At 61.4% G+C, this 25,342-nt stretch carries 24 protein-coding genes and 5 pseudogenes; 11 read left to right on the top strand and 18 right to left on the bottom strand.

What is annotated here, in order from left to right:
* The first annotated feature begins 528 nt into the window (after positions 1–528).
* The 4 genes from MAFF_RS36190 to MAFF_RS36175 all read left to right on the top strand — a co-directional run bounded on the left by MAFF_RS36190 (position 529) and on the right by MAFF_RS36175 (position 4,049).
* Positions 529–2,274, top strand: a complete 1,746-nt coding sequence (locus MAFF_RS36190) for a ParB N-terminal domain-containing protein (RefSeq protein ID WP_010915956.1) — start codon at positions 529–531, stop codon at positions 2,272–2,274.
* Positions 2,275–2,368: 94 nt separating this feature from the next.
* The gene (locus tag MAFF_RS36185) at positions 2,369–2,842 is read left to right on the top strand and encodes a hypothetical protein (RefSeq protein ID WP_010915957.1); all 474 of its coding nucleotides are present in this window, start codon (positions 2,369–2,371) and stop codon (positions 2,840–2,842) included.
* On the top strand, positions 2,839–3,726 hold the full coding sequence (locus MAFF_RS36180; protein ID WP_010915958.1) for a DUF7007 domain-containing protein: 888 nt from the start codon (positions 2,839–2,841) through the stop codon (positions 3,724–3,726). Before MAFF_RS36185 ends, MAFF_RS36180 begins: the two co-directional genes overlap by 4 nt.
* Entirely contained in the window at positions 3,726–4,049 is a 324-nt protein-coding gene (locus MAFF_RS36175; protein ID WP_010915959.1) for a hypothetical protein, read from the top strand. The genes MAFF_RS36180 and MAFF_RS36175 overlap by 1 nt, the downstream gene beginning before the upstream one ends.
* Before the next feature lie 13 nt (positions 4,050–4,062).
* Here the strand turns inward: MAFF_RS36175 and MAFF_RS36170 are convergent.
* Positions 4,063–4,370, bottom strand: a pseudogene (locus tag MAFF_RS36170) (alkylphosphonate utilization protein).
* Between the two features lie 516 nt (positions 4,371–4,886).
* On the opposite strand from MAFF_RS36170, the gene MAFF_RS36160 reads away from it, so the two are divergent.
* The 3 genes and pseudogenes from MAFF_RS36160 to MAFF_RS39695 all read left to right on the top strand — a co-directional run bounded on the left by MAFF_RS36160 (position 4,887) and on the right by MAFF_RS39695 (position 7,380).
* Complete coding sequence (locus MAFF_RS36160; protein WP_010915960.1) at positions 4,887–5,474, top strand: hypothetical protein; 588 nt, start codon at positions 4,887–4,889, stop codon at positions 5,472–5,474.
* Positions 5,475–5,799: 325 nt separating this feature from the next.
* A pseudogene (locus MAFF_RS39700) lies at positions 5,800–6,420 on the top strand (ArdC family protein); the annotation flags it as partial.
* A 33-nt stretch (positions 6,421–6,453) separates the two neighbouring features.
* Entirely contained in the window at positions 6,454–7,380 is a 927-nt protein-coding gene (locus MAFF_RS39695; protein ID WP_244420881.1) for an ArdC family protein, read from the top strand.
* Here MAFF_RS39695 and MAFF_RS36150 read toward each other — a convergent pair.
* From MAFF_RS36150 to MAFF_RS41090, 3 genes are read right to left on the bottom strand one after another with little or no spacing between them, the layout of a single operon-like run.
* Positions 7,364–7,816, bottom strand: coding sequence for a hypothetical protein (locus MAFF_RS36150; RefSeq protein WP_010915805.1), 453 nt, complete (start codon positions 7,814–7,816; stop codon positions 7,364–7,366). The two genes, MAFF_RS39695 and MAFF_RS36150, sit on opposite strands and share 17 nt — an antisense overlap.
* Positions 7,800–8,432, bottom strand: coding sequence for a hypothetical protein (locus tag MAFF_RS41095; RefSeq protein WP_244420865.1), 633 nt, complete (start codon positions 8,430–8,432; stop codon positions 7,800–7,802). Before MAFF_RS41095 ends, MAFF_RS36150 begins: the two co-directional genes overlap by 17 nt.
* Entirely contained in the window at positions 8,365–9,042 is a 678-nt protein-coding gene (locus MAFF_RS41090) for a hypothetical protein (protein ID WP_010915807.1), read from the bottom strand. The genes MAFF_RS41095 and MAFF_RS41090 overlap by 68 nt, the downstream gene beginning before the upstream one ends.
* Before the next feature lie 594 nt (positions 9,043–9,636).
* Here MAFF_RS41090 and MAFF_RS36140 point away from each other — a divergent pair.
* The gene (locus MAFF_RS36140; protein WP_010915962.1) at positions 9,637–9,948 is read left to right on the top strand and encodes a DUF736 domain-containing protein; all 312 of its coding nucleotides are present in this window, start codon (positions 9,637–9,639) and stop codon (positions 9,946–9,948) included.
* A gap of 195 nt (positions 9,949–10,143) precedes the next feature.
* Here MAFF_RS36140 and MAFF_RS36135 read toward each other — a convergent pair whose 3' ends face one another.
* From MAFF_RS36135 to MAFF_RS36125, 4 genes and pseudogenes are all read right to left on the bottom strand, one after another.
* A complete protein-coding gene (locus MAFF_RS36135) occupies positions 10,144–11,439 on the bottom strand; it encodes a DUF2130 domain-containing protein (protein WP_044552237.1) in 1,296 nt (431 codons plus the stop codon).
* A 583-nt stretch (positions 11,440–12,022) separates the two neighbouring features.
* Positions 12,023–12,308, bottom strand: a pseudogene (locus tag MAFF_RS38805) (WGR domain-containing protein).
* A 214-nt stretch (positions 12,309–12,522) separates the two neighbouring features.
* Positions 12,523–12,864, bottom strand: coding sequence for a hypothetical protein (locus MAFF_RS36130; protein WP_010915810.1), 342 nt, complete (start codon positions 12,862–12,864; stop codon positions 12,523–12,525).
* Positions 12,861–13,553 carry a ParA family protein gene (locus MAFF_RS36125; protein WP_010915811.1) on the bottom strand — a complete coding sequence of 231 codons (693 nt, stop codon included), beginning with the start codon at positions 13,551–13,553 and terminating at the stop codon, positions 12,861–12,863. Before MAFF_RS36125 ends, MAFF_RS36130 begins: the two co-directional genes overlap by 4 nt.
* A gap of 329 nt (positions 13,554–13,882) precedes the next feature.
* On the opposite strand from MAFF_RS36125, the gene MAFF_RS36120 reads away from it, so the two are divergent.
* Both MAFF_RS36120 and MAFF_RS36115 read left to right on the top strand, forming a co-directional pair.
* Entirely contained in the window at positions 13,883–14,293 is a 411-nt protein-coding gene (locus MAFF_RS36120; RefSeq protein WP_157866250.1) for a hypothetical protein, read from the top strand.
* Positions 14,290–16,560, top strand: coding sequence for a relaxase/mobilization nuclease domain-containing protein (locus MAFF_RS36115; protein WP_010915964.1), 2,271 nt, complete (start codon positions 14,290–14,292; stop codon positions 16,558–16,560). Before MAFF_RS36120 ends, MAFF_RS36115 begins: the two co-directional genes overlap by 4 nt.
* Here the strand turns inward: MAFF_RS36115 and MAFF_RS38800 are convergent.
* The 3 genes from MAFF_RS38800 to MAFF_RS36110 all read right to left on the bottom strand — a co-directional run bounded on the left by MAFF_RS38800 (position 16,502) and on the right by MAFF_RS36110 (position 19,285).
* Positions 16,502–16,732, bottom strand: a complete 231-nt coding sequence (locus MAFF_RS38800) for a helix-turn-helix domain-containing protein (protein ID WP_080512165.1) — start codon at positions 16,730–16,732, stop codon at positions 16,502–16,504. The two genes, MAFF_RS36115 and MAFF_RS38800, sit on opposite strands and share 59 nt — an antisense overlap.
* Positions 16,729–16,839 carry a DUF4158 domain-containing protein gene (locus MAFF_RS41575; protein ID WP_157866249.1) on the bottom strand — a complete coding sequence of 37 codons (111 nt, stop codon included), beginning with the start codon at positions 16,837–16,839 and terminating at the stop codon, positions 16,729–16,731. Before MAFF_RS41575 ends, MAFF_RS38800 begins: the two co-directional genes overlap by 4 nt.
* Positions 16,840–17,098: 259 nt before the next feature.
* Entirely contained in the window at positions 17,099–19,285 is a 2,187-nt protein-coding gene (locus MAFF_RS36110) for a tetratricopeptide repeat protein (protein ID WP_010915812.1), read from the bottom strand.
* A 375-nt stretch (positions 19,286–19,660) separates the two neighbouring features.
* Here MAFF_RS36110 and MAFF_RS38795 point away from each other — a divergent pair.
* Positions 19,661–19,920: pseudogene (locus tag MAFF_RS38795) on the top strand (transposase); the annotation flags it as partial.
* On the opposite strand, the gene phnN reads toward MAFF_RS38795, so the two are convergent.
* The 7 genes and pseudogenes from phnN to phnH all read right to left on the bottom strand — a co-directional run bounded on the left by phnN (position 19,892) and on the right by phnH (position 25,305).
* The gene (gene phnN / locus MAFF_RS36105) at positions 19,892–20,461 is read right to left on the bottom strand and encodes a phosphonate metabolism protein/1,5-bisphosphokinase (PRPP-forming) PhnN (protein ID WP_010915813.1); all 570 of its coding nucleotides are present in this window, start codon (positions 20,459–20,461) and stop codon (positions 19,892–19,894) included. The pseudogene MAFF_RS38795 and the gene phnN overlap by 29 nt on opposite strands.
* Positions 20,462–20,466: 5 nt before the next feature.
* Positions 20,467–21,180: a DUF1045 domain-containing protein gene (locus MAFF_RS36100; RefSeq protein WP_010915814.1), complete on the bottom strand. Its 714-nt coding sequence runs from the start codon at positions 21,178–21,180 to the stop codon at positions 20,467–20,469.
* Positions 21,180–21,914, bottom strand: a complete 735-nt coding sequence (phnL, locus tag MAFF_RS36095) for a phosphonate C-P lyase system protein PhnL (RefSeq protein WP_010915815.1) — start codon at positions 21,912–21,914, stop codon at positions 21,180–21,182. The genes MAFF_RS36100 and phnL overlap by 1 nt, the downstream gene beginning before the upstream one ends.
* A 16-nt stretch (positions 21,915–21,930) precedes the next feature.
* Positions 21,931–22,733 (bottom strand): annotated as a pseudogene (gene phnK / locus MAFF_RS36090) (phosphonate C-P lyase system protein PhnK).
* Positions 22,730–23,623: an alpha-D-ribose 1-methylphosphonate 5-phosphate C-P-lyase PhnJ gene (locus MAFF_RS36085; protein ID WP_010915817.1), complete on the bottom strand. Its 894-nt coding sequence runs from the start codon at positions 23,621–23,623 to the stop codon at positions 22,730–22,732. The pseudogene phnK and the gene MAFF_RS36085 overlap by 4 nt, the downstream one beginning before the upstream one ends.
* Positions 23,620–24,729 carry a carbon-phosphorus lyase complex subunit PhnI gene (locus MAFF_RS36080; RefSeq protein ID WP_010915818.1) on the bottom strand — a complete coding sequence of 370 codons (1,110 nt, stop codon included), beginning with the start codon at positions 24,727–24,729 and terminating at the stop codon, positions 23,620–23,622. Before MAFF_RS36080 ends, MAFF_RS36085 begins: the two co-directional genes overlap by 4 nt.
* Positions 24,730–25,305 carry a phosphonate C-P lyase system protein PhnH gene (gene phnH / locus MAFF_RS36075; protein WP_044552231.1) on the bottom strand — a complete coding sequence of 192 codons (576 nt, stop codon included), beginning with the start codon at positions 25,303–25,305 and terminating at the stop codon, positions 24,730–24,732.
* Positions 25,306–25,342 lie beyond the last annotated feature (37 nt).

The following is a 25,342-nucleotide window of genomic DNA, read 5'->3' as shown; positions in this document are numbered from 1 at the left end:
AACGATGTGGGAGGGTTGAGATAGACTGCCTGGTGGCCTCCATCAGATGGTTCGGAGTTCGCCGGTCGACGTCTTTCCGGAACGTCTGTCCTGCACGAGTTCGTAGCTGACCTCCTGACCATGAATGGGTGACCTCATGATCACAGCGCGACAGCTTCGAGCCGATAGAGGGCTCCTTGCAGCGTCCGTAGGTTCAAAGACGTTAACCTCCAGTTTGCCGTGCTAAATTCCGCTTATCCCCATACGACGGTCTACGTCGCAGGGATGAGGAAAGGAAAACGGAGGAAGAATAAAACCCGCTCGCAGATCGGGCGGACCGCTGACGCTGGCGCTCAACCGCGCCGCTCGCGATCCCGGCCGCGTCGTCCTGCGCAGGGCCCAAGAGCCCCGCTCGGCCAGCCGGGCAGGGATGCTCGGCCGCAGTTGCACCGGCCCGTCCGCTCCGCGGGCCGGGGGATGTCTTCGGGAAGAAGGCGAGGAAGGACGCTGCGATAGGCGGTGTCCGCAAACCCTTGAAGGAGCATCTCCATGGAACTGAAGTTTGTCGATCCGCGTGCGCTGAAGGATAACCCTGACAAGGCGCGACGCTCGAAGTCCAGCCCGCAGGCCGACGCGCTGCTGCTGGCTACCATTCGCGCCGTCGGCATCGTGCAGCCACCTGTCGTGGCGCTGGAGACGGATGGCGGCAATGGTTACGTCATAGATGCCGGCCATCGCCGGGTGAAGCAGGCGATTGCCGCGGGTCTGGAAGAGATCGCCGTCTTGGTGATCGAGAGGGCCGAGGATGGCGGCGCAATGCGGTCGCTGGCCGAGACGTTGGCGCATGAGCAGCTCAATCCCGTCGACCAATGGCGCGCGATCGAGCGACTGGTCGCGCTCGGCTGGATCGAGGAAGCGATCGCCATGGCGCTGGCGCTACCGGTACGCCAGATCAGGAAGCTGCGGCTGCTCGCCAACGTAATGCCAGCCATGCTCGACCACATGGCCAAGGGCGACATGCCGAACGAGCAGCAGTTGCGCACGATCGCGGCCGCATCGCTTGATGAGCAGAAAGAGGTCTGGAAGAAGCACAAGCCGTCCAAGGCTGATCCGCAGGTGTCGTGGTGGAGCGTGGCGCAGGGTCTGACGAAGCGCCGCATGTACGCGCGCGACGCCAGCTTCGGTGACGATCTCGCCCAGGCCTACGGCATTGCCTGGGTCGAGGACCTGTTTGCTCCGGCCGACGAGGACAGCCGCTATACCACGGATGTCGAGGCCTTCCTTGGCGCGCAGCAGGAGTGGATGGCAAACACTCTGCCCAAGCGTGGCGTGATTGTGGAAGCCGGTCAGTGGGGCGAGCCGAAGCTTCCGCCCAAGGCCGAGCGTGTGTACGGCAAGCCGTCAAAGTCCGATCACACCGCCATGTATGTCGACCGCGACGGCAAGGTGCAGTCGGTCGCGTACCGCATGCCGGCGGCCAAACAGCCCAAGGGCAGGAATGGCGCTGATGTTGAGGCCGATGGCGATGATATCGTCGTTACGGCAAAGCCGCGTCCGGACGTGACGCGCAAAGGCATGGAGATGATCGGCGACCTGCGTACAGACGCGCTGCACGAGGCGCTGTCGCGCGCACCGATCGAGGACGACACGCTGATGGCGCTGCTCGTTCTCGCCTTCGCGGGCCAGAATGTGACAGTGGCATCTGGTGCCCGCGACATCTCCTATTACGGTGCCGCAGGCCTTGGCGAACATGCCGCGCGCCTGTTCGACCAGGAGGGCAAGCTCGAGTTCGACATGGAAACGCTGCGCATTGCCGTGCGGTCCTTGCTGATCGAGGTTCTGTCCTGCAGGGAGAATCGCTCGGACAGCGGCATTGTCGCCCGTGTCGCCGGCGACGTCATCGCCGCCGACAACTTCCTGGCCAACATGGGGACGGAGGATTTCCTGTCATGCCTGTCGCGGCCGGCATTGGAAGCCGCCTGCGCGGATACATCCGTCCTGCCCCGTCAGAAGGTCAAGGATACCCGTGCGGCCCTGGTCGAGCACTTCAAGGAAGGCCGCTTCGTCCACCCGTCGGCGCTGTTTGCGCCCACTCCGGAAAAGCTCACCTCCTGGCTGAAGAAGAACGAGGCCAGGGAACAGCCTGAGGATAACGGCACGCCGGAGGACCAGGACGAGCTCGACGGCGATGCAGTTGTCGAGCCCGCGCACGACTACGTCGGCGAGGACCGCGCTCCGCAGGACCAGGACCTCACTGACGGACAGATCGAAGCTTACAAGGTGGCCGCCGAATAGCGGCGCGCGCCTTCTTCCTTCCGTTCGCATTCCCGCCGCCGGTGACCTAACCGGCGGCGGTTTTGTTTTCACCATGAGCAACACGGAGACCATCATGTCGGCTCAATTGATCTATGACCTCGTTCCACTCGGTTCGATCGTGAATTATTCCGACGGATCACCCCGCCCGGCAGACCGGCATCGCAAAAAGCTCGCAGCCTGGGAAAATCGCAACGGTGGCGGCCGCCTTATCCGCAAACAGGCCGAGGCCCGCGTCGGCAATACGACGCTGCCCTCGATCACCCTGCACAAGGGTGATTATGGCAGTCAGGGAACCATCGTGCTGCGCGTCCACCAGACGTTTTCGGTGAACAGCGACCTGAAGTTTTCGGCCAACGAACGGCCCGCCATAGGCACGGTTCTCGTTCTCGACCGCGCCGGCGACGATGCGGAGCTTGTCCATCTTGCCGCCAATCGCACGGGCGCCGAGGAATGGCTTACCCGCCACGGCTATCCGAACGCGGTTTTGCAGCAAGTCACGGCCAACACCGTAGCGGTGGATGCCGTAGAGGGGAGGACGGCAGCATGACTGCGCGAACTTCTGAAACCCATGTCGTCGAAACCACCCCCGGTTTTCCGGGAGTTTCTTTTGGCCGAAGCGCCGATGGGCTTTGCGTTGCCCTTGTTGGTGAGCACGCCTTTGCCATGGCTCCAGCGCGCGATGGCCGGCACTATCTTGTCACGGGCTGGCGTCTCCGCCGGCCCATGGCCGAATGGACGCGCGGCGATTTCTACGGTCATGCCGGTGAGCTTGCCGACGAGGCGGCGTTTCGCGCGCATGTCGAGGAAAACGCCCTCCACCAGCAGCAGCGCGCAGCTCTCGGACGTCGTGAGATCCACTCCCGTGCCCACACGCCATGGGGAAGGTCGCAGGGAGCGACCGTCTATGCCGAGGGCGTCGTGGCTCACTCAACGGCAGGCCATGGTGGGTTCCATCTGTCGGCGGAGCGAAATCGCAAAGTCCATGGCATGCTCCGTGCCAATGACGGTTGGTATGAAGAGGACTGCCATTGGGCGGCCGTCGCCCAAGCCTTCTCGCAGCTCTTCACGGACTTCGAGAAGGCTGGTGCGGAAAAGTCGATCCGCGACTGGTACCCGGATGCATGGGAGGCGATCCACGGGAGGGTGCTCGAACCCGGCCAATCCGCGAAAAAGGACGAGCGGGCATTTTTCGAGAAGCATACCGATGACTGGGTCGTAGTGTCGGCGCTCCGTTCCGAGCACCGGGCCGGTTTCACCGAAGTTATCGCGACCCCTGGCGGCAAGCGCGGACCGGGCACGGAGGAACGTCGCTTTCTCATCGCGACCGGCGAATACCATGTCGGCCGCTTTGGATTCGTCATCGATGTTGCACGCCACCGTGTCTATGGCGGGTCATCGAGCTTCACGGATTGGCAGGGGAGGGACACATAATGTCTATCCGCGATCGCCGCGCGCAGCTCTTTCGCATGGAAGAGGCTCGGCGCCAGACACAGCGCCAGCTCGATATGATCGACCGGCAGATCATAGGGCGGATGACGGCGATCATTCCGCAGCTCAGACCACAACGTGCCGGTTATCGACGCGGGAGCGGCCCGGAGCCGGCAATGTTTCTCGAACGATATCGGGCCAACCTTGCAGCAATCACACTGGAGAGGCAGCACGAGATCGACGCTCTCTCCCGCAAGCTCGCAAGGCAGGATGCTGCAATCGAGGTGCTGCGTGCCAGACTCCCACCGGACCTGATGCGCGCTTGATACCGCGGCCTGGTCAGCGCTTGCGGACGAACTCCGTTCGCAACACCAGCCCCTTGATCGCATCATGCCGACAATCGATTTCTTCGGGATTGTCGGTGAGGCGGATCGACTTGATCACCTGCCCTGCTTCAGGGTCTGGCCGGCACCCTTGACCTTGAGGTCCTTGACGAGGACGACGGAGTCGCCGTCGGCGAGCACGTTGCCGGCGGCATCGTGCACTTCGATGCTTCCGGCAGAAGCTGCAATGGCAGCCATCTCCGACGCTGGTCGCCATTCCCCTGTCGTATCGTCATAGACGTAATCGTCGTTATGATCGGTCATCGCTGCCCTCGCCTCGGGATTGAATGCAGTGCGCTGTCAGTCCGACGTGGGAGCAGGCCAAAGATCTGATCCACAACGGCGGACCGCGGCGCAGCTCATCTATACCAGCAGCAGCCGGCGTTCAAACCGCGGACGCCCAGCGTCATTGGACAGGCCGTGCGATGGCATGGCAGCGCGGGTCGACCGGGTGCTTATCCTTCCCGCATGCCGGTATCCGTGCCATCCCCTTGCCGGTCTTCCCGGCGGGTTGCTGCGGTCTGAACCCGCGGCTGTCCGCTTCAAGGCCGCTGTCGCGCCGCAGAGCGGCCGGAACCCGCTGATCTCGGCAAGGCTGGCCCGCGTCCCGCGCAGGGCCAGTGAAGAACTGGCCCCGCTTGTCCGCAAGCCAACCTCGCTCGCCTGGCAGGCTCCGGACCCTGAAGCGTCCAGCTTTCGCCGGTTCCTTTTGACCGCACCCGCAGGGAAAACCGGCAAGGGCCGGAACACCTGAAGGGCATCGCTAGAAAGGAAAGCTCAATGTCCAGTTCAACCCGCTCCACCAAGACCAAGGCCCGCGTCGTCCAGCTCCGCAAGGGCACCACCCTCGAAATGGTCCGGCTCTGCTGCCCGGACGGCCACCAGGCCATGCTCATCTCCGAAAGCTTCGGCCTTCCCATCCTCGACAGCGACGGCATCCGCGAATTCCACGAGCGCAGCTTGATCGACGGTGCCGACACACTCTCCGAGGGACTTTCCGACAAGGCGATGCAAATCCACCTGCAGAGGATCGTCGGCTCCTACGTCGGCTCCGCCTTTGGAGCAGGCCAGTTCTACTCGAAGGCCGTCACCGAGGCCAAGGACGCCACGGCCAAGCTCGCCAATGACACCCGCGACGAGGACATTGACGGTCCGGTCGGCTTCGACAGCAAGGCCCAGCGCAAGCGCGAATTCGCCGCCGAAATGGGCCTGCAGGCACACGCGCTGCGCATGGCGGCCGAGGGCGCCGTCGCCGCCTACGAGCACGTCGTCGGTGAAGCCTGGAAGCCCTACGAACGCCAGACCGAGAACCCCGGCCAGGGCGTAAGCCGCCAGGCGGCCGATCTCCAGATGTCGGCCCTTGGCTAAACCCTCAATGGGCGGAGCTTCGGCTCCGCTCTATCCTCTCACACGGAGGCTGGTGTCCCTTGAGGGCACCGGCCTCGTTGCTTGTGCCGAAGATGGAAATAGGCCTGTCGCCGAGACCGCGCCAATCGCGGCCGTCACGAATGATGGTCCTGCTCCGGTCCTCGTGCCGCGAAACGGCTGCGCCGTCCTCCACTGACGTTGCGGCCCGCAAGCGATGTTTCCCTGCCTTCCGATTGCTCTTCTGCGGGTTCGCGGACCTGCGGTCCTGCGCTTGCGGACCTCGTGACGGCCGCGATTGGCGCGGCCTCGAATGGAGGTTCGGAAAATGGACAGGAAAAATAACAAGCCCCGCGTCGACATCTACGCGAAAATCACCGATCGCATCGTCGCGGACCTGGAAAAGGGAGTGCGGCCCTGGGTCAAGCCCTGGAGCGGGGCGAACACCACGGGGCGTATAACGCGCCCGCTCCGTCACAACGGCCTGCCGTATCAGGGGATCAATACTCTGCTTTTGTGGTCGGAGACGGTCGCGAGGGGCTTTGTCTCTCCTGTCTGGATGACGTTCAAGCAGAGCGTCGAGCTTGGTGGCCATGTGCGCAAGGGCGAAACCGGTTCCATGGTTGTCTATGCCAGCCGCTTCACCCGGACCGAAACCGATGCCCAAGGCGAGGAGGTCGAGCGCGGCATTCCCTTCCTCAAGGCCTATACGGTGTTCTGCGCCGACCAGATTGACGGTCTCCCAGCACAGTTTTACGGCAACCCCGCGCCGGTAGCCGATCCTGTGGAGCGTATCGAAAATGCGGATGCCTTCTTCGCCAATACCGGGGCTGTCATCCGCCACGGCGGCGACAAGGCATATTTCAATCCAGCTCTCGATATTGTGCAAATGCCTGCGTTCGGAAGTTTTCGCGACGCGCCCAGCTACTATGCGACCCTCGGACACGAGTTAGGTTTCATCGCAAGTGTCCTCCTTGCCGCGATGCCTGTCGCTGGGGAGGGCCTGACCATGGCTTCTCTCGATCGCGCGGACGTTTACGCCCGCCTAACAGCCGAGATTGTTGCGGCTATCGAAGCCGGCGCCGGTGAGTATGTCATGCCTTGGCACCACAATGGCTCCTCGACGGCGCTGCCCGTCAATGTCGCGTCAGGCAAGGCCTATCGAGGCGTGAACACACTCGCCCTTTGGGTCGCGGCGCAAAGCGCCGCATATCCCATGGGCCTTTGGGGAACCTATCGCCAGTGGCAGGCGCTCGGGGCTCAGGTGCGCAAAGGAGAGCGCTCCACGACCGTTGTTTTCTGGAAGCAGATCGGCGGTGACTGCGACGAGGATGATAGCGGCTCGGATGATGGGGCTGAGCGCCGACGCTTCTTTGCTCGCGGCTATTCCGTTTTCAACTGCGCGCAGGTTGATGGCTACGAACCAGAACTCATTGTCGCTGCCTCGGACGAGGAGCGCATCGCCCATGCGGATGCTTTCTACGCCAACCTTGGCATCGCCACTGTCTATGGCGGTAACGAAGCCTATTATTTGCCATCAGCTGACCGGGTCCACGTCCCCAGTTTCAGTTCATTCAGGGATGCTGCGTCTCATTATAGTGTGCTTTTCCATGAAGGGCTCCATGCCACGGCAGCAAAGCATCGACTTGACCGCGATCTATCCGGACGGTTCGGCTCCGAGGCCTATGCCATGGAGGAGATCGTGGCCCAAGTAGGGTCATCGATGATCCTCGCAGACCTTAGGATTGCGGCGGGTCCACGACCTGATGACGCCTCGTACATCTCAAGTTGGTTAAAGGTCCTGCGCAATGACTCTTCTGCTATCTTCACCGCCGCCAGCAAGGCTCAACAGGCGGCCGACTGGATGCATGCTCGGCAGCCATCCAGCCAGGTCAGCGCAGCGGCCTGACAGACAGTTCAGCGGCGGGCGCCGTTGCCGCTCGCCGCTGCAATGAAGCCAGTTGCCCTTCGGCAACCCTTGCTCTGTGCAGAAGGGCAAGGTTCTCGGTCGCCAACTGGCGCTTTTCTTCGGCGTGCCGACGGGCGTCCGATCGCAGGAGCGCAATTTCTGCTTCCATCTCTTGCACTCTTGCAGCCAGATCCTTGGCCGGCCCCGGTGCCTGCGAAGCTGCCTCGATTTCATCGAGGATGTCGCGGTGTGTCGTGTAAAGCGGATTGCGGCTCTTGCCTGCCTCCCGTGCAACGGAAGCCGGACTGATCCGCACTACGCGACCCTGATGATCTGGGTGGCGTCCTTCGCCGCGGGCCAGACGGGCAAGAGCAGCACGATAGGAACGGGCAGCAGACATTGCTGACGGCGACCGCGGATCAGATGTGCTCATCATCTCCTCCGATCCTGTTCAACACGTATTCGCACTGGTCGATCGCTTCTATGAGAACGGCGGCCGTCATCCGATTGGCACCTGGCATCAAGGCTTCATTGCGGGCCCGCCGGTCCCGCCAATACGGCGCATGACGCGCCTCGATCACCATGTTGGCGCACTCCAGGCAGACCGAGGGGCTCCTGCCTGCCTCGCTCGGCGCAACTTCGCCGCCGCATCGGCTGGTTTCCGACTGGAAGACACACCAGCCGTAGTCACAGGCATGGATCCGCAGGTCCGTTTCCTTCAGCACGAACTCTATGTAATCGCGCCTCACTTGCTCGCCGGCGCGTCCCCGGAAGCGCGCGTTTCCCGCGACAATCCGGTCGCCCATCCGTCCCGCGAGCCGGTCGCTCACCAACAGCCTTTCCAGCGCTGTCGCTGTCTCTTCGCGGCTTTCATGGTTGACGAGCTGATGAAGATCGAAGTCGCTGCCGACATATCCGCGCGCGGTCATCGCGACCGACGCGTGCTTGTAATGCTCGGCCAGACCGAGGAGCTGCGATCGGTCTTTACGCGCGATGAAGCGAGCGAAGGTTTGCGGAACTGGTGAGTGCTGAAGGCCAAGGTTTTCCTTCATGCAATGGCACTCCGACATGACGGGCAAAGTCATTGATCCGCCAGCCGATGTGCATCTGGGTGACCGGTACGATCTCGCCGTACTGCGTATTTTTGACAAGGAAGAGCTCGCGCCTGCCCGACACCTCCCGGAACGGCGCGCTCAACTGCTCGAGCAGCTTGACCGCTGTCACGACAGGTTCCGGAGCTATCCAGCGTTCCAACCGTCCGCCATGCTGGTCGACGGTCTTGAAGAGCCTGGCCACGACATAGGCCTGCTTGACGCCGGTTTCGCCGATGGCGCGGAACTCGATTGCGCCAACCTCCATCGAGAGGATTTCGCTCACGCGCATGCCGACGAAGCCGGCGATGACGATGTAACAGGCCTCGACAAGATGGGTGGCGGCATGGCGTACGGCATATATCGATCGGGCGATCCACACCGGCCTGCGTGGCATACGCGGCGAGGTCTTCCTGCATCGCTCCGGCGTCCCCTCGGTGAAGCCGATTCGTCTACAGCGGCCGACCGCGGCCAGCTCAACCTCTGACCCAATGCGGTCGTATCGTCCCGCCTGGCACACGTCGGTGGCTTTAGCACACCGGCGCACTGCAGCCGCTGAAGACCCTGCCATGGCTCCGGTCAGTTCGGGTAGTACCCCAGCGGGCCGAGTCAGATCAGCCGGTCCGTGCGGACGTCCAGCCCGAGATGGTTATTTCCAAGACCGTGTAACGGACATCCATCTTGAAGGGGCAGACGCCGGACCCTTGGAGTTTCGCCAGTCGGCCGGTCGTCAACCGACCGAAGTGAGGAGCGGTCGCATCCCTTTCCGGTTGGACGGTCTGTCGTTATGCGATGGCGCCCGACGGGGAGAGACGGGTTTGATGGCGCCTCACCGTGGCTGCGGTTGCCGTGATCATGCCGATGGGTTGGCCTGTCGTCTGGCCGCGGTTTCATGGAAGGGCGCACCAACTGCGTCCTCGATGTGACGGGTCTGACCGAAGGCCGTCTTCGCTGCGCTCCGCCTCGTTCTCAAGCCCGCAACAGCCGGTCGCGACTTTCTTCCCCTGCTGGCTTCGCCATCATTCCTCGCGGGACAAGAAAGCCTCGCCCTGGCTGCCCTCCACTGCGTTGCGTCCCCTGCGGGGTGCGGGCCGATCGCCTCCGGTCTGTCGACCGCTATCGAGGTCGCGGTGGTCGCGGCCCGAGAAACTCAAGGAGACGACAAATGGCTACCATCGGCACTTTCACCTCAAACGGCAACTCCGGCTTCTCCGGAGCCATCAAGACCCTCAACCTCAACGTCAAGGCCAAGCTGATCCGCGTCGAGAACCCTTCCGACAAGGGCCCTCACTTCCGCGTCTACTCGGGTAGCGTCGATCTCGGAGCCGCCTGGCAGAAGGTCTCCAACGAGGGCCGCGACTATCTCTCGGTCAAGCTGGACGACCCGAGCTTCGCCGCTCCGATCTACGCCACCTTGATCGAGGTGGAAGGCGAGGAAGGCCTGCAGCTGATCTGGTCTCGCCCCAACCGGGACTGACCGCCTCGACGAGGGCTCCGCCGCAAGGCGGGGCCTTCGGCCTTTTCAAGCGAACGCCGGCAGGCGGAGGAGTCAGCGTGACGAAGCGACGGCTGCGGAGGGGGAGCTTGAGCTCCCTCTTTCAGCCGCGTCCTCTAGTTGCGGCTCAGTCGTTGTGAAGGCGTCCTTGATCACCTTGGCCGGCGTGAAGGTCACCTATTCGGTTTCGGGAGAAGAGGCTTCAATCGCCAGCACATCCAGCCCCTCAATCTCCTGCATTACTTTTCCGGCGATACCCTGCAAGTCACCATACATGCCGACGGTCGACTCGATCACCCCTTGGATCTGCGCCTCGCGCTTGGCCCACAGGCGTGTTGTGGCCTTGCGTTCCTTGGCGAGGTCCCCCTGCATATCCGAGAATTTCTCCACGATCGCCTCGACGCGGTGGCGGAACCGCGGACCGGTCAGGTAGCCGTAGACCTGCTCCATTTTGGTGGCCTGGCCGTTCTGGGCGAGGCGGGAGTTGGCCAGCTCGATCAGGGCTTGTCGAAGCATGATGGCGATCGGGATCGCACATTTGGGATGGGCGACATAGACTCCGTCCACAAGATCGAAGGTTTCCACGCCGAAAGGCAACGCTTCCGAGATCATCAGCGCGATATCAGCTTTCGCCGCGCGTTGATCCGACCGGAGCTTGCCCAGCCAGCCCTGGCTCCAGTTCTTGGTGCGTTTCGACTCCCACAAAATGGCGCCGCATGACTGGCCTCCCGGTCCGACCACGCGGTGCAGGACATCTCCGCCGAACTCGCCCTTGGCAACCGGTTCAATGATGTCCATCGGGAACCGGCTGGCAATGAGGGACTCCAGCTCCAGCTCGAGGACCTCGCCCTGCAGCTGCTGGGAGCCCTGTTCCGCACGGCGCTTCAGCTCCTCGATCTGGCGCTGCATGCCGGCGATCTGTTCTTCTTTTTCCGCAACCTTCATTTTGAGGCCGTCTTCGGCTTCGGACCTCGCCTTCACGCGAACGGCGTCCAATCCTTCCTGGATCTTCCTTTCGATGGTCAGCGCCATCTCCCGCTTTTCATCGTCAAGCGCACGCTGTTGTTTCAGGAATTCCGCCTGTTGCTGCTGGGCCTCGGCGAGCTTTTCGTCGCGCGCCTTCAACGTCGCCTCCAGCTCGGCAAGCTTGTTATCCCTGTCCTCCAGGTCTACCGACAGCAGCAATTTTGCCTTGCGGGCTTCCTCGACCACGATTGCGGCACGCTCAAGCTTGATTTGCTCAGCCACCCGGTTGCCGATGTCCTCTTTGGCGGCGGCGATCTCGGCCTGCTGGCGCTTAAGCTCCTCTTTTCTGGCAGCCATCGATGCGTCGCTCTGCGCCAGGCGGATTTCGTATTCTTCGCGCGTGGCGGCAACCAATGGGGCTGCGAGCGACTCGTTGAGCTTGATGTCGGCCTTGCAGCTTGGACAGCTGATGGTTGGTTCATTGAGAATCCTGGGCTGGATGGTCATTGGCGCTGACTCTGCTGAGGGCTGATGGAGTCTCAGACTATATATTGCCGGGCGCATTTGGAAAAGAACGAAGAGTGAACGTGAGTGTTATCCCCAGCGCAAGCACGGAACGGCGATTTCGTGGTCGACCGCGCTCAAGCAGTCCGCATCGGCTTGGTCAAACATCCTGAGATCGAGACAAGTCCGATCGCCATGAAGCCAAGGACGGCCTGCTCGCCGGCGCCCCAATCTCGTGGCCCATGTTCTCGCTCGCCGCGCGGTACCCGCAACTTCGTCTCCGAGATCGGTGTTCGCGTACCGATGGGAGGAAGCGCGATCGAGCTTGTGACACTTCCGATCCTCAAGATTCTGCAAGAGAACACCTGCACAACAGCCTCGCCGAAACTTGGCAGAAGCACGCAAGGGCATGACGGTCGCGGTCTTGGGCGCATTCACTGCACCAGTGGACGGACAACGCGGCATCGAGCGCTATAGCTCCAAAATCGTTGTCGGCGCCGTCGAATTCCCCGCTTGACTCAAGCCGCGACAGCTCCAACCAGAGCGAGGACAAGGACGACTTCGCCTGGCTCCCGTCGCCCAGCGGCTACCCTGTCAACCAGACGGGATCGATTTTGCGCGTCGGGTAGGCGGATCGCGGCTGATAGCCGCGCATCCGCTTGGCGCGCAGAAGCTCGAGGAAAAGCTCGATGGCTTCGCCCTCGGTATCGAAGGAGTGCTGTACCGTGCGGCCGGTGGTTCCGACGGCCCCAACGGCGGACCAGGCAGGTCTGGCCGAACAGGGTCTCCTCGATCGACAGCGCATAGAAGCGCGCCATGTTCCGATCCGCGTCGCGGCGTTCGATCCAGAGGCGATAGAGCTGCGTGGTCATGGCAGACAGAATCGCGCAGCCGGACGCGCGCGTCCAATGAATGGTTTGAATCAGCGGACGCGGATCGATTCACTCTCGTGATGGATAGAACCGAACGTTAATCGATCAGCAGCGTCTTTGATGGCCTTCCCCGGAGAGATGGAGCCAATCCTCTTTGGGCCCGAGTCATGGGCGGTCGGTCGTAACGAAAATCGACGCTGATTGGCGCGTCTGGCTACTTTCGCTGCCGCGCAAGGAATTCCGTTATCAGGCCCTGTACCACCTCCTGCATGGTTGTTCTATTGCGCGCGCAATGGACCTGCAGCTCGATCATCTGCGAGACCGGAATGCGTGTATGCAGCCGGGCTGTCCCGCCGTCAGCCTTTGGCCTTTCGAGCTTCGCTTTGGCCGCTCCAGCAGACTTGGTTCTCGTCTGCTGCTCGAGGCTGTCCGTTTCGCTGATGCTGGACTCCACGATGGCAGCCATGTTGCGTGAGAACGGATCATCCGAACGGGCACGCGGTTTCAAGGCGGGCAGCGGCAGCTGGTTTGCGGTCCGATCGCTTTTCTCGTTCATTGGGGGGTGGCTCCGTTCAGTTTGCTGATGATCTCGGCGGTCAGGGCATTCGTCTGGTCGCGAGCATCCTGCACGGCCTTGTTCACAGGCCGGACTTCGTAAAGCGTCCCGGCGGTTGCGATTGAGGCGAAGGTCGGCCGCTGCGACAAAAAGGTCTCAAGCACGCTGGCATCAGCCTGCCGCAGCAACTGGATCGCTGTGCGGAAGGCCATCGTGTTGTGCTCGATCCCCGAAACCATGTTGAGCATCACCGCGTAGGGAATTTCGCGGTGGCGTCCGCCAAGCGAGCGGATGTGCCGGATCAGACCGAGGCATTGCTTGACATCGAAGACGTGCGCTTTCGTCGGGATCAGAACGAAGTCGGCGTTGGCGACGGCCGGTCCGAGGGCGGCCACGGCCGTGCCCTGGACATCGACCAGCAGCAGGTCCTCGGCGTCGGATTGCGCGAGGCGATCGATAAGTTCGTCGGTCGAGCTGATCGGGATGACGTCGATGTTTGAAAGAGCGTATCCCGCGCGGCGGCTGTTTTTGCTCCATTCCACCGCGGACAGTTGCGGATCGGTGTCGAGCACCGTCACCCGATGACCAGCGGCGGCGAACTCGCCAGCGAGCAGGATGGTGGTCACGGTCTTGCCTACCCCGCCTTTGGGAGAGGCCACTGTGATTTGCACCGCGCGTTGTTCCGGCATTGCTTTTTCCCAATGTTCGCGTTCGACTTTGGCGTCAAGGCACATAGGCGATTTGGCGCCAAAGTGACTTTCTTGCATTATGCCTATGCGCCGATGCAACAGAGTGCAAAGGCACATAAGTGCCTATGTGATAATATGAATTTGCGCATCGGTGCAATGTTCCGGGATGCATAATTGGTTCCGGATTATTGAGACATCGCATCAGTATAATGCTGCATGGTGAATTGACAAGATACGCAATTTGGGTCCAAATTGGCTGAGCAGGTCGTCGCTTCGCTTGACCTGGACCGTCTTCGACGGGAGGCCCCATCCGCCATAGTGAGGAATTTTTGGACACCAGCGCCGCCCAGAAAGACGCTCGAAAGCGCTCCCGGATCGATCTCGGGCCGGAGGCGGGCGCGCTCCTGGACGAGGCTTGCAAGGTGTTCCAGCTTGACCGGGCGGAGACGTTGCGGCGCATTATCCGGGCCAGTCTGGATATCGGTCCCGCTCTGTCAGCTGAGAATGCACGCACTGTCGCGGCGTTGGCCTCGCAAGTCCGGATGGTCGGCCGAAACCTCAGCCAGCTTCTCCATGCCATTCATTCCGGCGATGCTGTTCCCATGGAGGCGGTGTTGCCGATATGGGAAGCACTGGATGAGAGGGTGAGAGCTGTCGACGCTGAACTGACGGCGATGACGATCGGCCATGGCCTGAAACTTCGGAAGGCGGCGCATCTGCTGGATGGTGAGGGCGCGTGAACCTCGACCAATCGTCCATACAGGCCATAGCCGATCGGATTCGCGCGAGCGCAGCTTTTGAAGACGAGAACCGCAAGCGCCGGCATCGGGCCATGTTGTCCTTTGCTGCGAATGACGATGATTGGTTGTTCAAGACGGTTCGCGGCCGGAAGGGGGAGGGCGGTTTCGGGGGAAGCCAGCCCTCGGAACCGGCCGTGCCGCGCTCGTCTGCCCGGGAGCTCGAGCCGCCGCGCGGTAAAGCCGGGCGATTAAACCTCGCTGTGCCAACGAAGCGGCGGAAGCTCGCCGGCGGACCTGTATCGAGGGCGGCTGCCGACAAGCTGGCGGCGGGGTATCAGCCGGCCGTTCTGAAGGTGATTTCCTACGGGCATGGCGTCGCGAGGGCAGCCGCCATCGGTCAATATATCCAGAAGGAGGGCGTCACGCTCGAAACTCATGATGCGCGCATCCTCGCAACGCAGGGGGCCGTTGCCGAGGAAATGAAACAGTGGGGCAAGGGCTTCGACAAGCGGCGGGAAAGCGAGGATGTGGCGACGTTCCGGCTTTCGCTGGCAGGGGAGGAGAGTGCCGAGCGCCTTTTACAGGCAGTTCAGGCCGGTTTCGCCGGCCACGGTTTCGCCTATCGCATCGACGCATTGCAGGATGGATCGAGCGCCGCGCGTGTTGTCGCGACAATGGCCGGACACAGCGTCGTGCAGAGTGAGAACGGGGACAAGAAGGTGAAGCATCGGTTTCACCTTTCCGATCGGCGCCAGCATGATCGCCAGTTCTCGGCACCAACCCGGGCCATGATCGCCTCGCGGATCTCCGAGGCGCTTGGTGTCAAGGAGGATGCCGTTTCGGTGAAGCCGCTCGGGGAACCCAGCCACGGCAAAGCCGGTGTCGTGTTCCAGCTCTCGCGCCTCACCCATGACGGAGCGGCGATCGGCGCCGACGGTGCGGCGATCGCGTCTGAGGGTGCGGTTCGGCAGACCGCGCAGTCCTGGGACAAGACCCTGAATTCCTACAAGCCTCGCGACACCATGCACATGATCCTATCGGCCAAGGCGGGCGAGGACAGGCAAGCTCTGGTGAGGGCCGCGCGTGGGTTCCTGCATGAGCAGTTCCCCAATCACAAATTCGCCTTCGGCATGCATGCCGACATGGCCGAGGAGGGCGGCCACATACATGTCCATGCCGTCGTCGCCGTGAAGGGTGAGGACGGTGAGCGCTTGCGACCAGGCCCAGCCAAGCTTCGCGAATGGCGCGCGCTCTACGCTCAGCACGCACAAGCGCAAGGTATGAAAATCGTCGCGACCTCCGCGGCCTATCGTGCGTCATCACAAAGCTATGGTCCGCGCGACAAGGCGATTGTGGCCGCAGCCGACAAGCCGCGGCCGGGCAGGGAGGCGCGGGACCGCGCCTATGCCCGTTCAAACCCGCATGTCATCGAGAAAGCTCGCCAGCGGATCAGCTACGCAAAGGCCAACCCGGTAAAGATTCCGATTTCGGCGCGCCAGCTGCAGGCCACCCAGACAAGCCTTCAGGACTGGCGCTCGGTCGCTGCTTCTCAGCCGAATAACGCGATGGTGAGTCAATTCATTGATCGGATGACGCAAGCCTTCCGATCCGGTACTGTTGTGGTCGCTATTCGAGATGGAAAGGGTGTTCAAATGAGTTCAGAAGCCACCGCGGCCCAGATGCGGGAAAACCTAAAACAGATCAACGAGACCGTTAACAAGACAGCGGCCATGATGAACGGCCAGACCAAAGCGGAGTTCTTGCGGCGCGCGGCGCCCACCATGGAGCTGCTTGCGATCCGGACGGATCTCAAATCCCTGCAGGAAGGTGGCGTCACGCATGTCAGTGAAGATCAGGCCCATCGGATTGCCGGCGCGCGCGCCGAAGCTTTGATCCATCGCGCACAGGAGATCGAGGCCGCTGAGCGGCTTGAGGCCGATCGCGCTCGCGAGATCCGCAACCGCGCCATCGAGCAGGAGATCCGCGACGAACGAGCTGGATCGGCTGATCCGACCTCGCTTGAGCAGGTTGCGCAAGACCGCGAAATGGTGCGCAACGCCGAAAGCATCGCTGCGAAGGAAGCCCGCCAGGCACAAGCCGCAAGCGAAGCCGCGCGTGCATTGGCGCAGAATCCTAACGAGCGGCTTGATCCCGAGATCGTCAAAGGCGAACGGCTCGAAGAACTGCAGCGCCTGCAGTCGAGGAGCATTAACACCGCTCCGGTCGAAGGCGAAGAGCCGGATTCACTAAAGCCGCAAAAGCAGTAGTTGCCTCGCCACTCGTTGCGGAAGCGGCGATGTTGACGAGCGCGTCAAGCGAGAAGTTGGCGAGCTTACCGCGCAGCAGATCAGTGGTGCGAGGGCGCGTCAGGCCGAGCCGCTTGGCGGCTTCCTCCTGGGGAATGTCCCAACGCTGGACTACCTTGGCCGAGCAATTCATGCGGGGATCGATTGATCGGCGCGCGGGCCAAACCCGGGATGGCGCAACAGACAGAGCTGGGCCGCAATGCCTATCCGATTGCGCGCCCCGCGCCTGGCAAGCGCCATTCAAGCTCCTTGGTATCGAGCGTATAGTGCCGAATGAGCCCATCACGGTCCGTTGGGATGCCAAATAGCAGTTGTCGTTCGTCGTCGGCGAGCAAGCCGCCAGCCATCCTTCCTCCCGGTACGCGCGATACCTGCCTTGCAGAAGCTGCCATGCTCGGCCGCCGGCCAGGAAATAGCGCAGATGGCAGAGCTCGAATGGGGGAGGCGTCTTCGCCATGACTCGCCTCATTTCGCTGCGCCATCTCGTGCAACAAGCAGACTAACTCGCCAATGCCATGCGGATATGGTTGCGCGTGGCCTCGTAGTCGGGATCGCCGGCAAAATCGACGGCTTGATTGGCATGCTCCAACGCCGCATCAGGCTGCTTGGCGTTGAACAGCTCAATTGCAAGGTTGTTGTGGGCCGGCGCATGACGGGGATCGATATCGAGGGCCTTCTGATAATGAGCGATGCTCTGCTCAGGCTTCTCCAACTCGGAATAGGCAAGACCCAAGTTGCTCTGCAGGTCCGCATGTGAGGGAACGAACTCAGCGGCAGCAAGGTAAGCTTCAATTGCAGCAGAAGGGTTTCCGGCTGAGAGAAGGATATTGCCTTTCTCCAGCAGAGCTCGCCATTCTTCGGGCTTGATCGACAGAGCGCGATCAAGATCGGAAAGCGCGCCTTGTGTATCACCGAGACGTTTACGGAGACCTGCCCGGTTCAAATGCGCCTCGTAGTAAGGCGGGCAGAGCTCGATCGCGCGCGCATATGCATTTGACGCGTGAACTTCACGGCCCGGGACTTTGCCGAGGAGATTGCCAAGATCGTTCTGGTATTCGCCGTAATAAGGATCAACCGCGATGACATCGCCAAGATTTTTCTCCGCCAGAGAAAGTTCGTTTACAAGCTCGTATACCTGACTGATATTATACATCAAGATTGACTGATGTAGTTTGAAGCGATTGTCGCCATATGTCTCTGACATTGTCGCCTTACCTTCCGTGCAAAGCTGGAGAGCTTCATCAAATTGACCCTGCCTTGCCTTGATATAGGCATAGGCGTTTTCCGCAAAAACCTTTATGTAATGGTATTTTTCGTGATATTTGAAATCGCGCTCAATTGTGTCGAGGTTTCGCAGCGCGTATTGTTCCGCCAATGGAAGGTTCACTGGCTGTTGATATCTGGCATAGGTCATTGACTGGGCGTAAAGCACCGTGGGCGTGTAGCGGCTTGATGGGAATTTCGAGTAGAAAAGATCGAGATAGGGAACCGAGACGCAGCCGCAGCCCAAGCTGTAAAGAACAAAGGCTGCGTTGATGAAAACCGCGTTGATCGCATCGTTTCCTGTTCCGTAAACGCGCAACTCGGGATCCGCAAACATTTCGCCGAAATAGCTGAACCAAGTGTCATAAAGCCCAATGCTCTTTAGAATTTCGCTTGGCTCCGCAATAAGCTCGAGCCGCTTGAATTTGTTGCGAACAGATAAGGCGTGGAATGTCACCAAGGGTGACTTTCCAGCGAGATATTTTTCAATTGCGGCCCGATGCATTTCTGCATGCAGACCGTCAGCATACCCCCGATCGAATGTCTCATAGTTGCGTTGGGCGATGAGATCGGTCGGGTTGCAGTCTGCTTCCACATAAGAGCGCAGCATCTCGCTGCGTTCCTCAGGGCTCAGGCTCGCCAGGTGCAAGTCGATAGCAGCATTGGAGCTCAAGTATCCAACAACGGGCATGCCGGCCTGATTGCAGGTGATCAGAGCGCGAAGGAGTAGCGGATTCCCGCGAGCCGCCTCAAAAATCAACCGCCGCTTCTGTGGTGCCATGTCAGGTTTAAAGAGACCGACCAGTTCATCTATCGAATAACAGCCGAAGTTGACTTCACAGGCCCCTTCAATGAACACGGAATTAGAATGGTCCACGAGAACAAAGCGGAAATGGCGTTCGCTGTCGAGCCGCCGCAACACTTTCACTAGGTTGACGGCCGTAGGTGACATCTCTGAAGCTCGATCGATGACCAGCACAAAGCGGAGACCGCTTCGGCTAGCATATTCGAGCAGATATTCGGCGAGCCCCACGAGCAGCTTGTTCTGATATTCGTGATGGTAGAACCGTGTTCGCTCTTCCTTGCTCGATGTGTTGGTGAGGTCTTTTGGAACGGTAAAGGCGGCGCTGGAGAGAAGCGGAAACAGGCGCTTAAGCGATTGCTGGTGCTTCTCGATCAGGTGCGGGCATTCTTTGGTCGTCCATTCCAAAGCCGCATCAACCAGGTTTTGGAATCCAGCGAGATAGCCGCCACGTTGCCAATCACCATCGGCAAACTCGACATTAGATCCACAGTCTGCAAGAGCTGTCGCGATGGTGGCTCGAGGAGCCATGCCTTTGCCAGCCTTGAGCACGGTTATTGTTGAGGCGCCAACCGCCTCCGAAATCAACGCCAAAGCGTGCGACTGTACAAAATCGGCCATATTGCTCCCCGTTCTTGGTTGAGGGAGGGTGGCGCATTGCCACCCTCCCAAGTCATCAGACCGTGCCTGTGTACGGCGTGGTCGTACGGATGACCGTGGTGGTTTCTGCGATCTTCTTCTTCATGGTGCATTCCTTTCTCGTGGTTTGGCGGATGCTACTCAGTGATGTTGCCGTACGCCGGCTTCCTGCTGTCAGCACCCTGCAAGGATGAACAGCAACTTTCGTGCCGCGCGTGTAGCGTCTTTGAAGAACCTCCGAAATTTCATGAGCGTTCTCAATTGCGCGGAAAAGGTTTGTCGCGCCGCTCCACCCTCGGGGCGGCAGAATTGTCGTGTGTGGGACAAATGTTGGCTACTTTCGGCGGTGCAATTCGCTGGGACAACCTGCCCGCCCACAAGGCCGCCGGCGTGCGCGACGCGATTGAGGCCGCAGGCGCGAGCCTGCTCTACCTGCCGCCCTACAGTCCCGACTCAATCCGATTGAGAACGCCTTCGCCTAACTCAAGGCGCTGCTGCGAGCAAAGGCCGAGAGAACCATGAAGGCTCTGCGGAACGCAGTCGGCGCGGTCGTCGACCACTTCACCCCAGCCGAATGTGCCAACTACTTCAAAACCGCAGGATATGAACCGGATTAAACAGGACGTGCTCTAGAAGGCGCTCGCCAGCAACCTCCGGCGCACCCGAATTGTTGATATGCACCACATCGTCACCTTGGACGCTTTGCTGCTCGCCTCGGATCAAACGCTGCCTGATGCTCTCCAGATTTTCGCGTCCCCGTTCGACCAGACGCAACGCCAAGACACCCATGGGCGCGGTGACATTGACCACGAGCAGTTGCGGGTATTTCCGCCGCGCGTCCGGCAAAATGGCTCGGGAGGCATTGGCTACCACGACGTCGCCGCGGTCCAGCCAGTCATCAATCTCCGACGGAATGCCGTAGGAAAGGCCGTGCGCCTGCCAGTCGAACGAGAAGCCGCCTTCGAGAGCACGACGGTTGAACTCGTCCGTATCGACGGGTTCGTGATCCTCACCCGGACCTGTCGGGCGGCTGATGATCCGGCGGACGAAGTGAACACGCTGATCGGCCCGAAGCCGTTCGCGCGCATAGTCGATGAGGGTGTCCTTGCCAGCGCCGCTGGGACCGACGACAAGGACAAGGCGGCCAAACAATTCCATGGGCGTCAGACCACCGACTTGAGGGCCGCGCCGGTCTTGAGCGCGAACTGCGATCGGACCACGAAATCGGCACTGCGGTGTTCCTGCACGAAGAGTGACATGGCATCGATGTGGTAATCTTCGGATAGATACGGCTCGAACCTCCCCTCCAGGCGCGCCCGCATCGCCTCGCGTCCATCTCGCGGCACGCGATCGGTCAAGGTCATGTGGAAGCGGAACAGGCCCAGGACATAAGGATAGCCCCAGGTGATGAGGTTGGTCGTTTCGACCTCGTCGACTTGGCGGCTCATGCGCCGCTCGAGGTCGTCTCCGTCCATCGGCGCCCGGAAGCGATCGAATTCTTCGACGGTCTGCGCCGCAAAACCGCGCAAGGTTGGGATAGGACTGGCGGGAACAAGCGCGAAGAAGTCGCCGAAAAGATCGATTTTGAACGGTCCGATCGGACAAGGAGGCCGCGAGGCAGCAAACCTGCCGAGCGCCTGTTCCAGTTCCTCAACCGAAGTGTCTTCTCTCAACCGGAAGGGTGCCTTGAGCGTGGCGTGAAAACCGTATCGGCGTGGTTCTGAGGTGATAAGGCCGCCAGCTTCCGGCCGGGCATCTCGGGTAGCATCAGCCTGAAACGCATCGCGGCCAAGCCATGAAATCGCCGCCACCGTCAGCGGATGTTCCCGAGCTGGGGTGTAGTAAATTCCGTAGCGAGGACTGCATGGTTCCGGCATCAGGCGCAGGCTCCCGCGCCGGCCAGAGCAGGCTCAACCGTGGTGGTCCCTTGACTGCCGACCTCGAACAGCCTGTCGGCAACGGTTTCTCGCACTTCCTCGTCATGGAAGATGCCAACGATCGCGGCACCGCGGGATTTCGCCTCGTTGATCAGGTCGACAACGGTCGCACGGTTGGAGGCGTCGAGCGAGGCTGTCGGTTCGTCGAGCAGCAGGACCGGATAGTCGACGATGAAGCCCCGGGCGATGTTGACCCGCTGCTGCTCACCACCGGAAAAGGTGGCCGGCGCCAGCGACCATAAACGTTCGGGAATTCGCAGGCGGGTCAGCAGGGTCGTGGCGAGCGCCCTGGCGTCCTTTGCCGGCATACCTTTGGCGATCACCGGTTCGGCTACGACATCAAGGGCGCCGACGCGCGGGATGACCCGCAGGAACTGGCTGACATAGCCGATGGTGCTGCGGCGGATCTCCACTACCTCCCAAGGCTCAGCAGCGAGCAGGTCCACGGTCTCGCCCATATGCTCGACGAGGATCTTGCCCTCATCCGGCTTGTAGTTGGCATAAAGCGAGCGCAGAAGCGTCGACTTGCCGGCGCCGGACGGCCCGTGCAGGCAGACGCATTCGCCGGACTTCACCGTAAGATCGATGTTGTCGAAGACGGGCAGGACGATGCCGCCCTGGGTGTGGAGCGTGAAGGTCTTGGTCAGACCCTTGGCGTGCAAACGAATGGTCATCAGTTGTCCTTTTGTCTCAAACCTGCAGGACGGAGGAGACAAGCAGTTGCGTATAGGGATGATGGGGGTCGTCGAGCACTTGGTCGGTCAGGCCCTGCTCAATGACGCCGCCGCGCTGCATGACCATCAACCGATCGGCGAGCAGCCGAACGACGGCAAGGTCATGGGTGACGATGATGACAGCGATACCGAGTTCGCGGACAAGTCCGTGTAACAATCGAGCAGGCGCGCCTGGACCGAGACGTCAAGTCCGCCGGTCGGCTCGTCCATGAAGACAAGCCGGGGACGGGTGACGAGATTGCGGGCGATCTGCAGACGCTGCTGCATGCCGCCGGAGAATGTGCGTGGCCTGTCGTCGGTGCGAGTAAGGTCGATTTCCACCTTCTGCAGCCAGTCCTGGGCCTCAGCCCGAATGTTGCCGTAATGGCGGGCGCCGATCGCCATCGGGCGTTCACCGATATTGCCGCCTGCCGAGACGTCCAGCCGTAGCCCGTCGCGCGGATTCTGGTGGACAATGCCCCAGTCGGTGCGGGCAAGCCGTCTCCGTTCGGGTTCGGAGAGGGTGAGAACATCGACCGGTCCCCGCTTCTTCATGTCGTAGGTTATCGTTCCGGCATCCGGCGTCAGCCGGCCGGAGAGGCAAGCGAGAAGCGTCGACTTTCCGGAACCACTTTCGCCGACGATGCCGAGCACCTCGCCTGGCCGGATCGCGAAAGACACATCGCGGCAGCCGATCTGGCCGCCATAGGACTTGCAAAGCCCGGAGACTTCAAGCAGCGGCGGCTTCGAAGTGAGCCTGCGGATCGCATTTGTGGTCAAGACTGCCCTCCGGCGGTCTTCGGTTGCGCCGCGGCCTCTCTCTGACGGGTGTTGCAGAAATCGGTGTCGGAGCAGACGAACATGCGCGAACCCTTGTCATCGGTAATCACCTCGTCGAGGTAACTCACCGTCGAGCCGCAGAGGGCGCAGCATCCCTTCCAGCTCTGCACCTCGAAGGGGTGGTCGTCGAAGTCGAGGCTGCGGACGGACGTGTAGGGCGGCACAGCATAGATGCGTTTTTCCCGGCCGGCGCCGAACAGCTGGATGGCCGGATTGTTTTCCATCTTCGGATTGTCGAACTTCGGAATCGGCGAAGGCGACATCAGATGCCTGCCGTTGATGATGGCCGGATAGTCGTAGGTTTTGGCTATGCGACCGAAACGGGAGATGTCCTCATAGAGCGTCACCTGCATGGCACCATATTCGGCATAGGCATGCATCTTGCGGGTCTCAGTCTCGCGCGGATCGATCTTCCTTAGTGGCTCCGGCTGCGGCACTTGATAGACCAGCACCTGGCCTTCCTTGAGTGGCGCCTCCGGGACGCGGTGGCGCGTCTGGACGATGGTTGCGTCTTCGGTGGATTCGGTGACGGCGACGTCGGCCACTGTCTGAAAAAAACGGCGGATGGAAACCGCATTGGTTGTGTCGTCGGCGCCCTGGTCGATCACCTTCAGACGATCGTTAGGTCCGATGACGGCCGCCGTCACCTGGATGCCACCGGTGCCCCAGCCATAGGCGAGCGGCATTTCGCGACCGCCGAAGGGCACCTGGTAGCCCGGAATGGACAGGGCCTTCAATAGCGAGCGGCGGATCATCCGCTTCGTCTGCTCATCGAGATAGGCGAAGTTGTAGCCTGTATCGCTGTGGTTCGTCGTCGTGCCAATGCTCATTCGGCGGCTTCCTTCTTCTGTCCTGCCCCGCGGGCGACCTGGTGCTCGGCCCGCAGTTGTCGGACAAGCATCAGTTCCGCCTGAAAATCGACGTAATGCGGCAGCTTGAAATGCGAGACCATGCCGCTCGTCTCGACATTGTCCGTATGGGCAAGGACGAATTCCTCATCCTGGGCGGGGTAGCGTACGTCCTCGGCAAGTTCGCGGGCGCGCATCGCCCGGTCGACTAATGACATGGCCATCGCCTTGCGCTCGTTGTGGCCGAAGGTGAGGCCATAACCGCGGGTGAACTGCGGCGGTCGGGCAACCGTGCCACGAAACTGGTTGATCATCTGGCATTCGGTGACGGCGATTTCCGCGACAACAATCGGAAAACCGAGCTCCTCGGGGACGATCTCGACCGTCACTTCACCCAATCTCAGTTCGCCGACGAAGGGATGCGCGCCGCCGTAACCACGGACTGTCGAATAAGCGAGCCCGAGCAGAAAACCCTCGTCGCCGCGCGCCAGGTTCTGCAGGCGCTGGTCGCGCCCTGCTGGAAAGCTCATCGGCTCGCGGGTGAGATCGAAGATTTCGCCCTGACCTTCGTCGCTTTCCTCTTCGATCAGACCTTCGCTGTCGAGCAGGTCGATGACCTGCGGCACATCTTGTTCGAGCGGCTCGGCGGCCAAACCTGCCTGGGGCCGCTGGAGGCCTTCGGCGGCGAGGGCAAAATCGAGCAGCCGGTGCGTGTAGTCGTAGGTGGGCCCAAGCACCTGGCCGCCCGGGATATCCTTGAACGTCGCCGAGATGCGCCGGCGGATCGTCATGCGCGACGTATCGACCGGTTCTGACAGCGCGATGCGCGGCAGCGTGGTGCGGTAGGCGCGCAGCAGGAAGATCGCCTCGGTCACATCACCCTGCGCCTGCTTGAGGGCAAGTGCGGCGAGTTCCCGGTCGTAGACCGATCCCTCTGTCATCACCCGGTCGACGGCCAGGCCGAACTGTTCGCTGATCTGGGCGAGCGTCAGTTCGGCCAAGGCCGGATCGCCGCGACGGGTTTCCGAGATCAGCCTGAGGGTGTTGAGGATGGCCTGTTCGCCACCCTTGACGGCAACATAAGCCATTTAAGCCTCCACCGCGATTGTGCGCGGCAGGCCCACCAGGGCATTGCCGTTCGTGAAGATGACGTCGATCCCGCGCGGGTAGAGTTCTCTATTCATCTCCCAGTCCGACCAGTACCAGAAGGGCAACCCGCCGATGCTTACGCGAGCGCTCGTCTTGATGCCGGGGCCGGTCCAGGTGGTCGCCGGCCCCTCGTTGAAGGACGGAACCTGGATGATCAGCGTCATCGAGCGATCAGGGTATTCCACGTCGCCTGGGTGAAATTCGACGAGGCGCGGCATTGTCAGCGCATCGGTCACGACAGCGAAACGCGCCTTCATAGGATCGTCTGTGACGGGCAGGCCGCAGTGAAAGCGGAGCCAGGCAACCGCCTCGCCGGATGCCGCCTGGCGGTCGAGCCAGGCCAGCGTCTCGAAATCCATGAGCGTCAGGCACAGTGCCGCGGTTGCCGATGAAAAAGGCCGCGGCGACGCCAATGCGCGATCGACTGGCACGACACGGCCGGGATAGGCGGTCGCAAGCAGGCTCGCGCGAAACACCGCCTGGGCATCGAAGACCGGATCGGCAAAGCCAGGCATCAGCGAAGTGCTCGTTGAGGATCGGTCATGCAAAGAT

This window comes from Mesorhizobium japonicum MAFF 303099, from assembly GCF_000009625.1.
GTDB classification, from domain to species: Bacteria; Pseudomonadota; Alphaproteobacteria; order Rhizobiales; family Rhizobiaceae; genus Mesorhizobium; species Mesorhizobium japonicum.
This window is presented reverse-complemented; position numbering and strand designations above follow the sequence as displayed.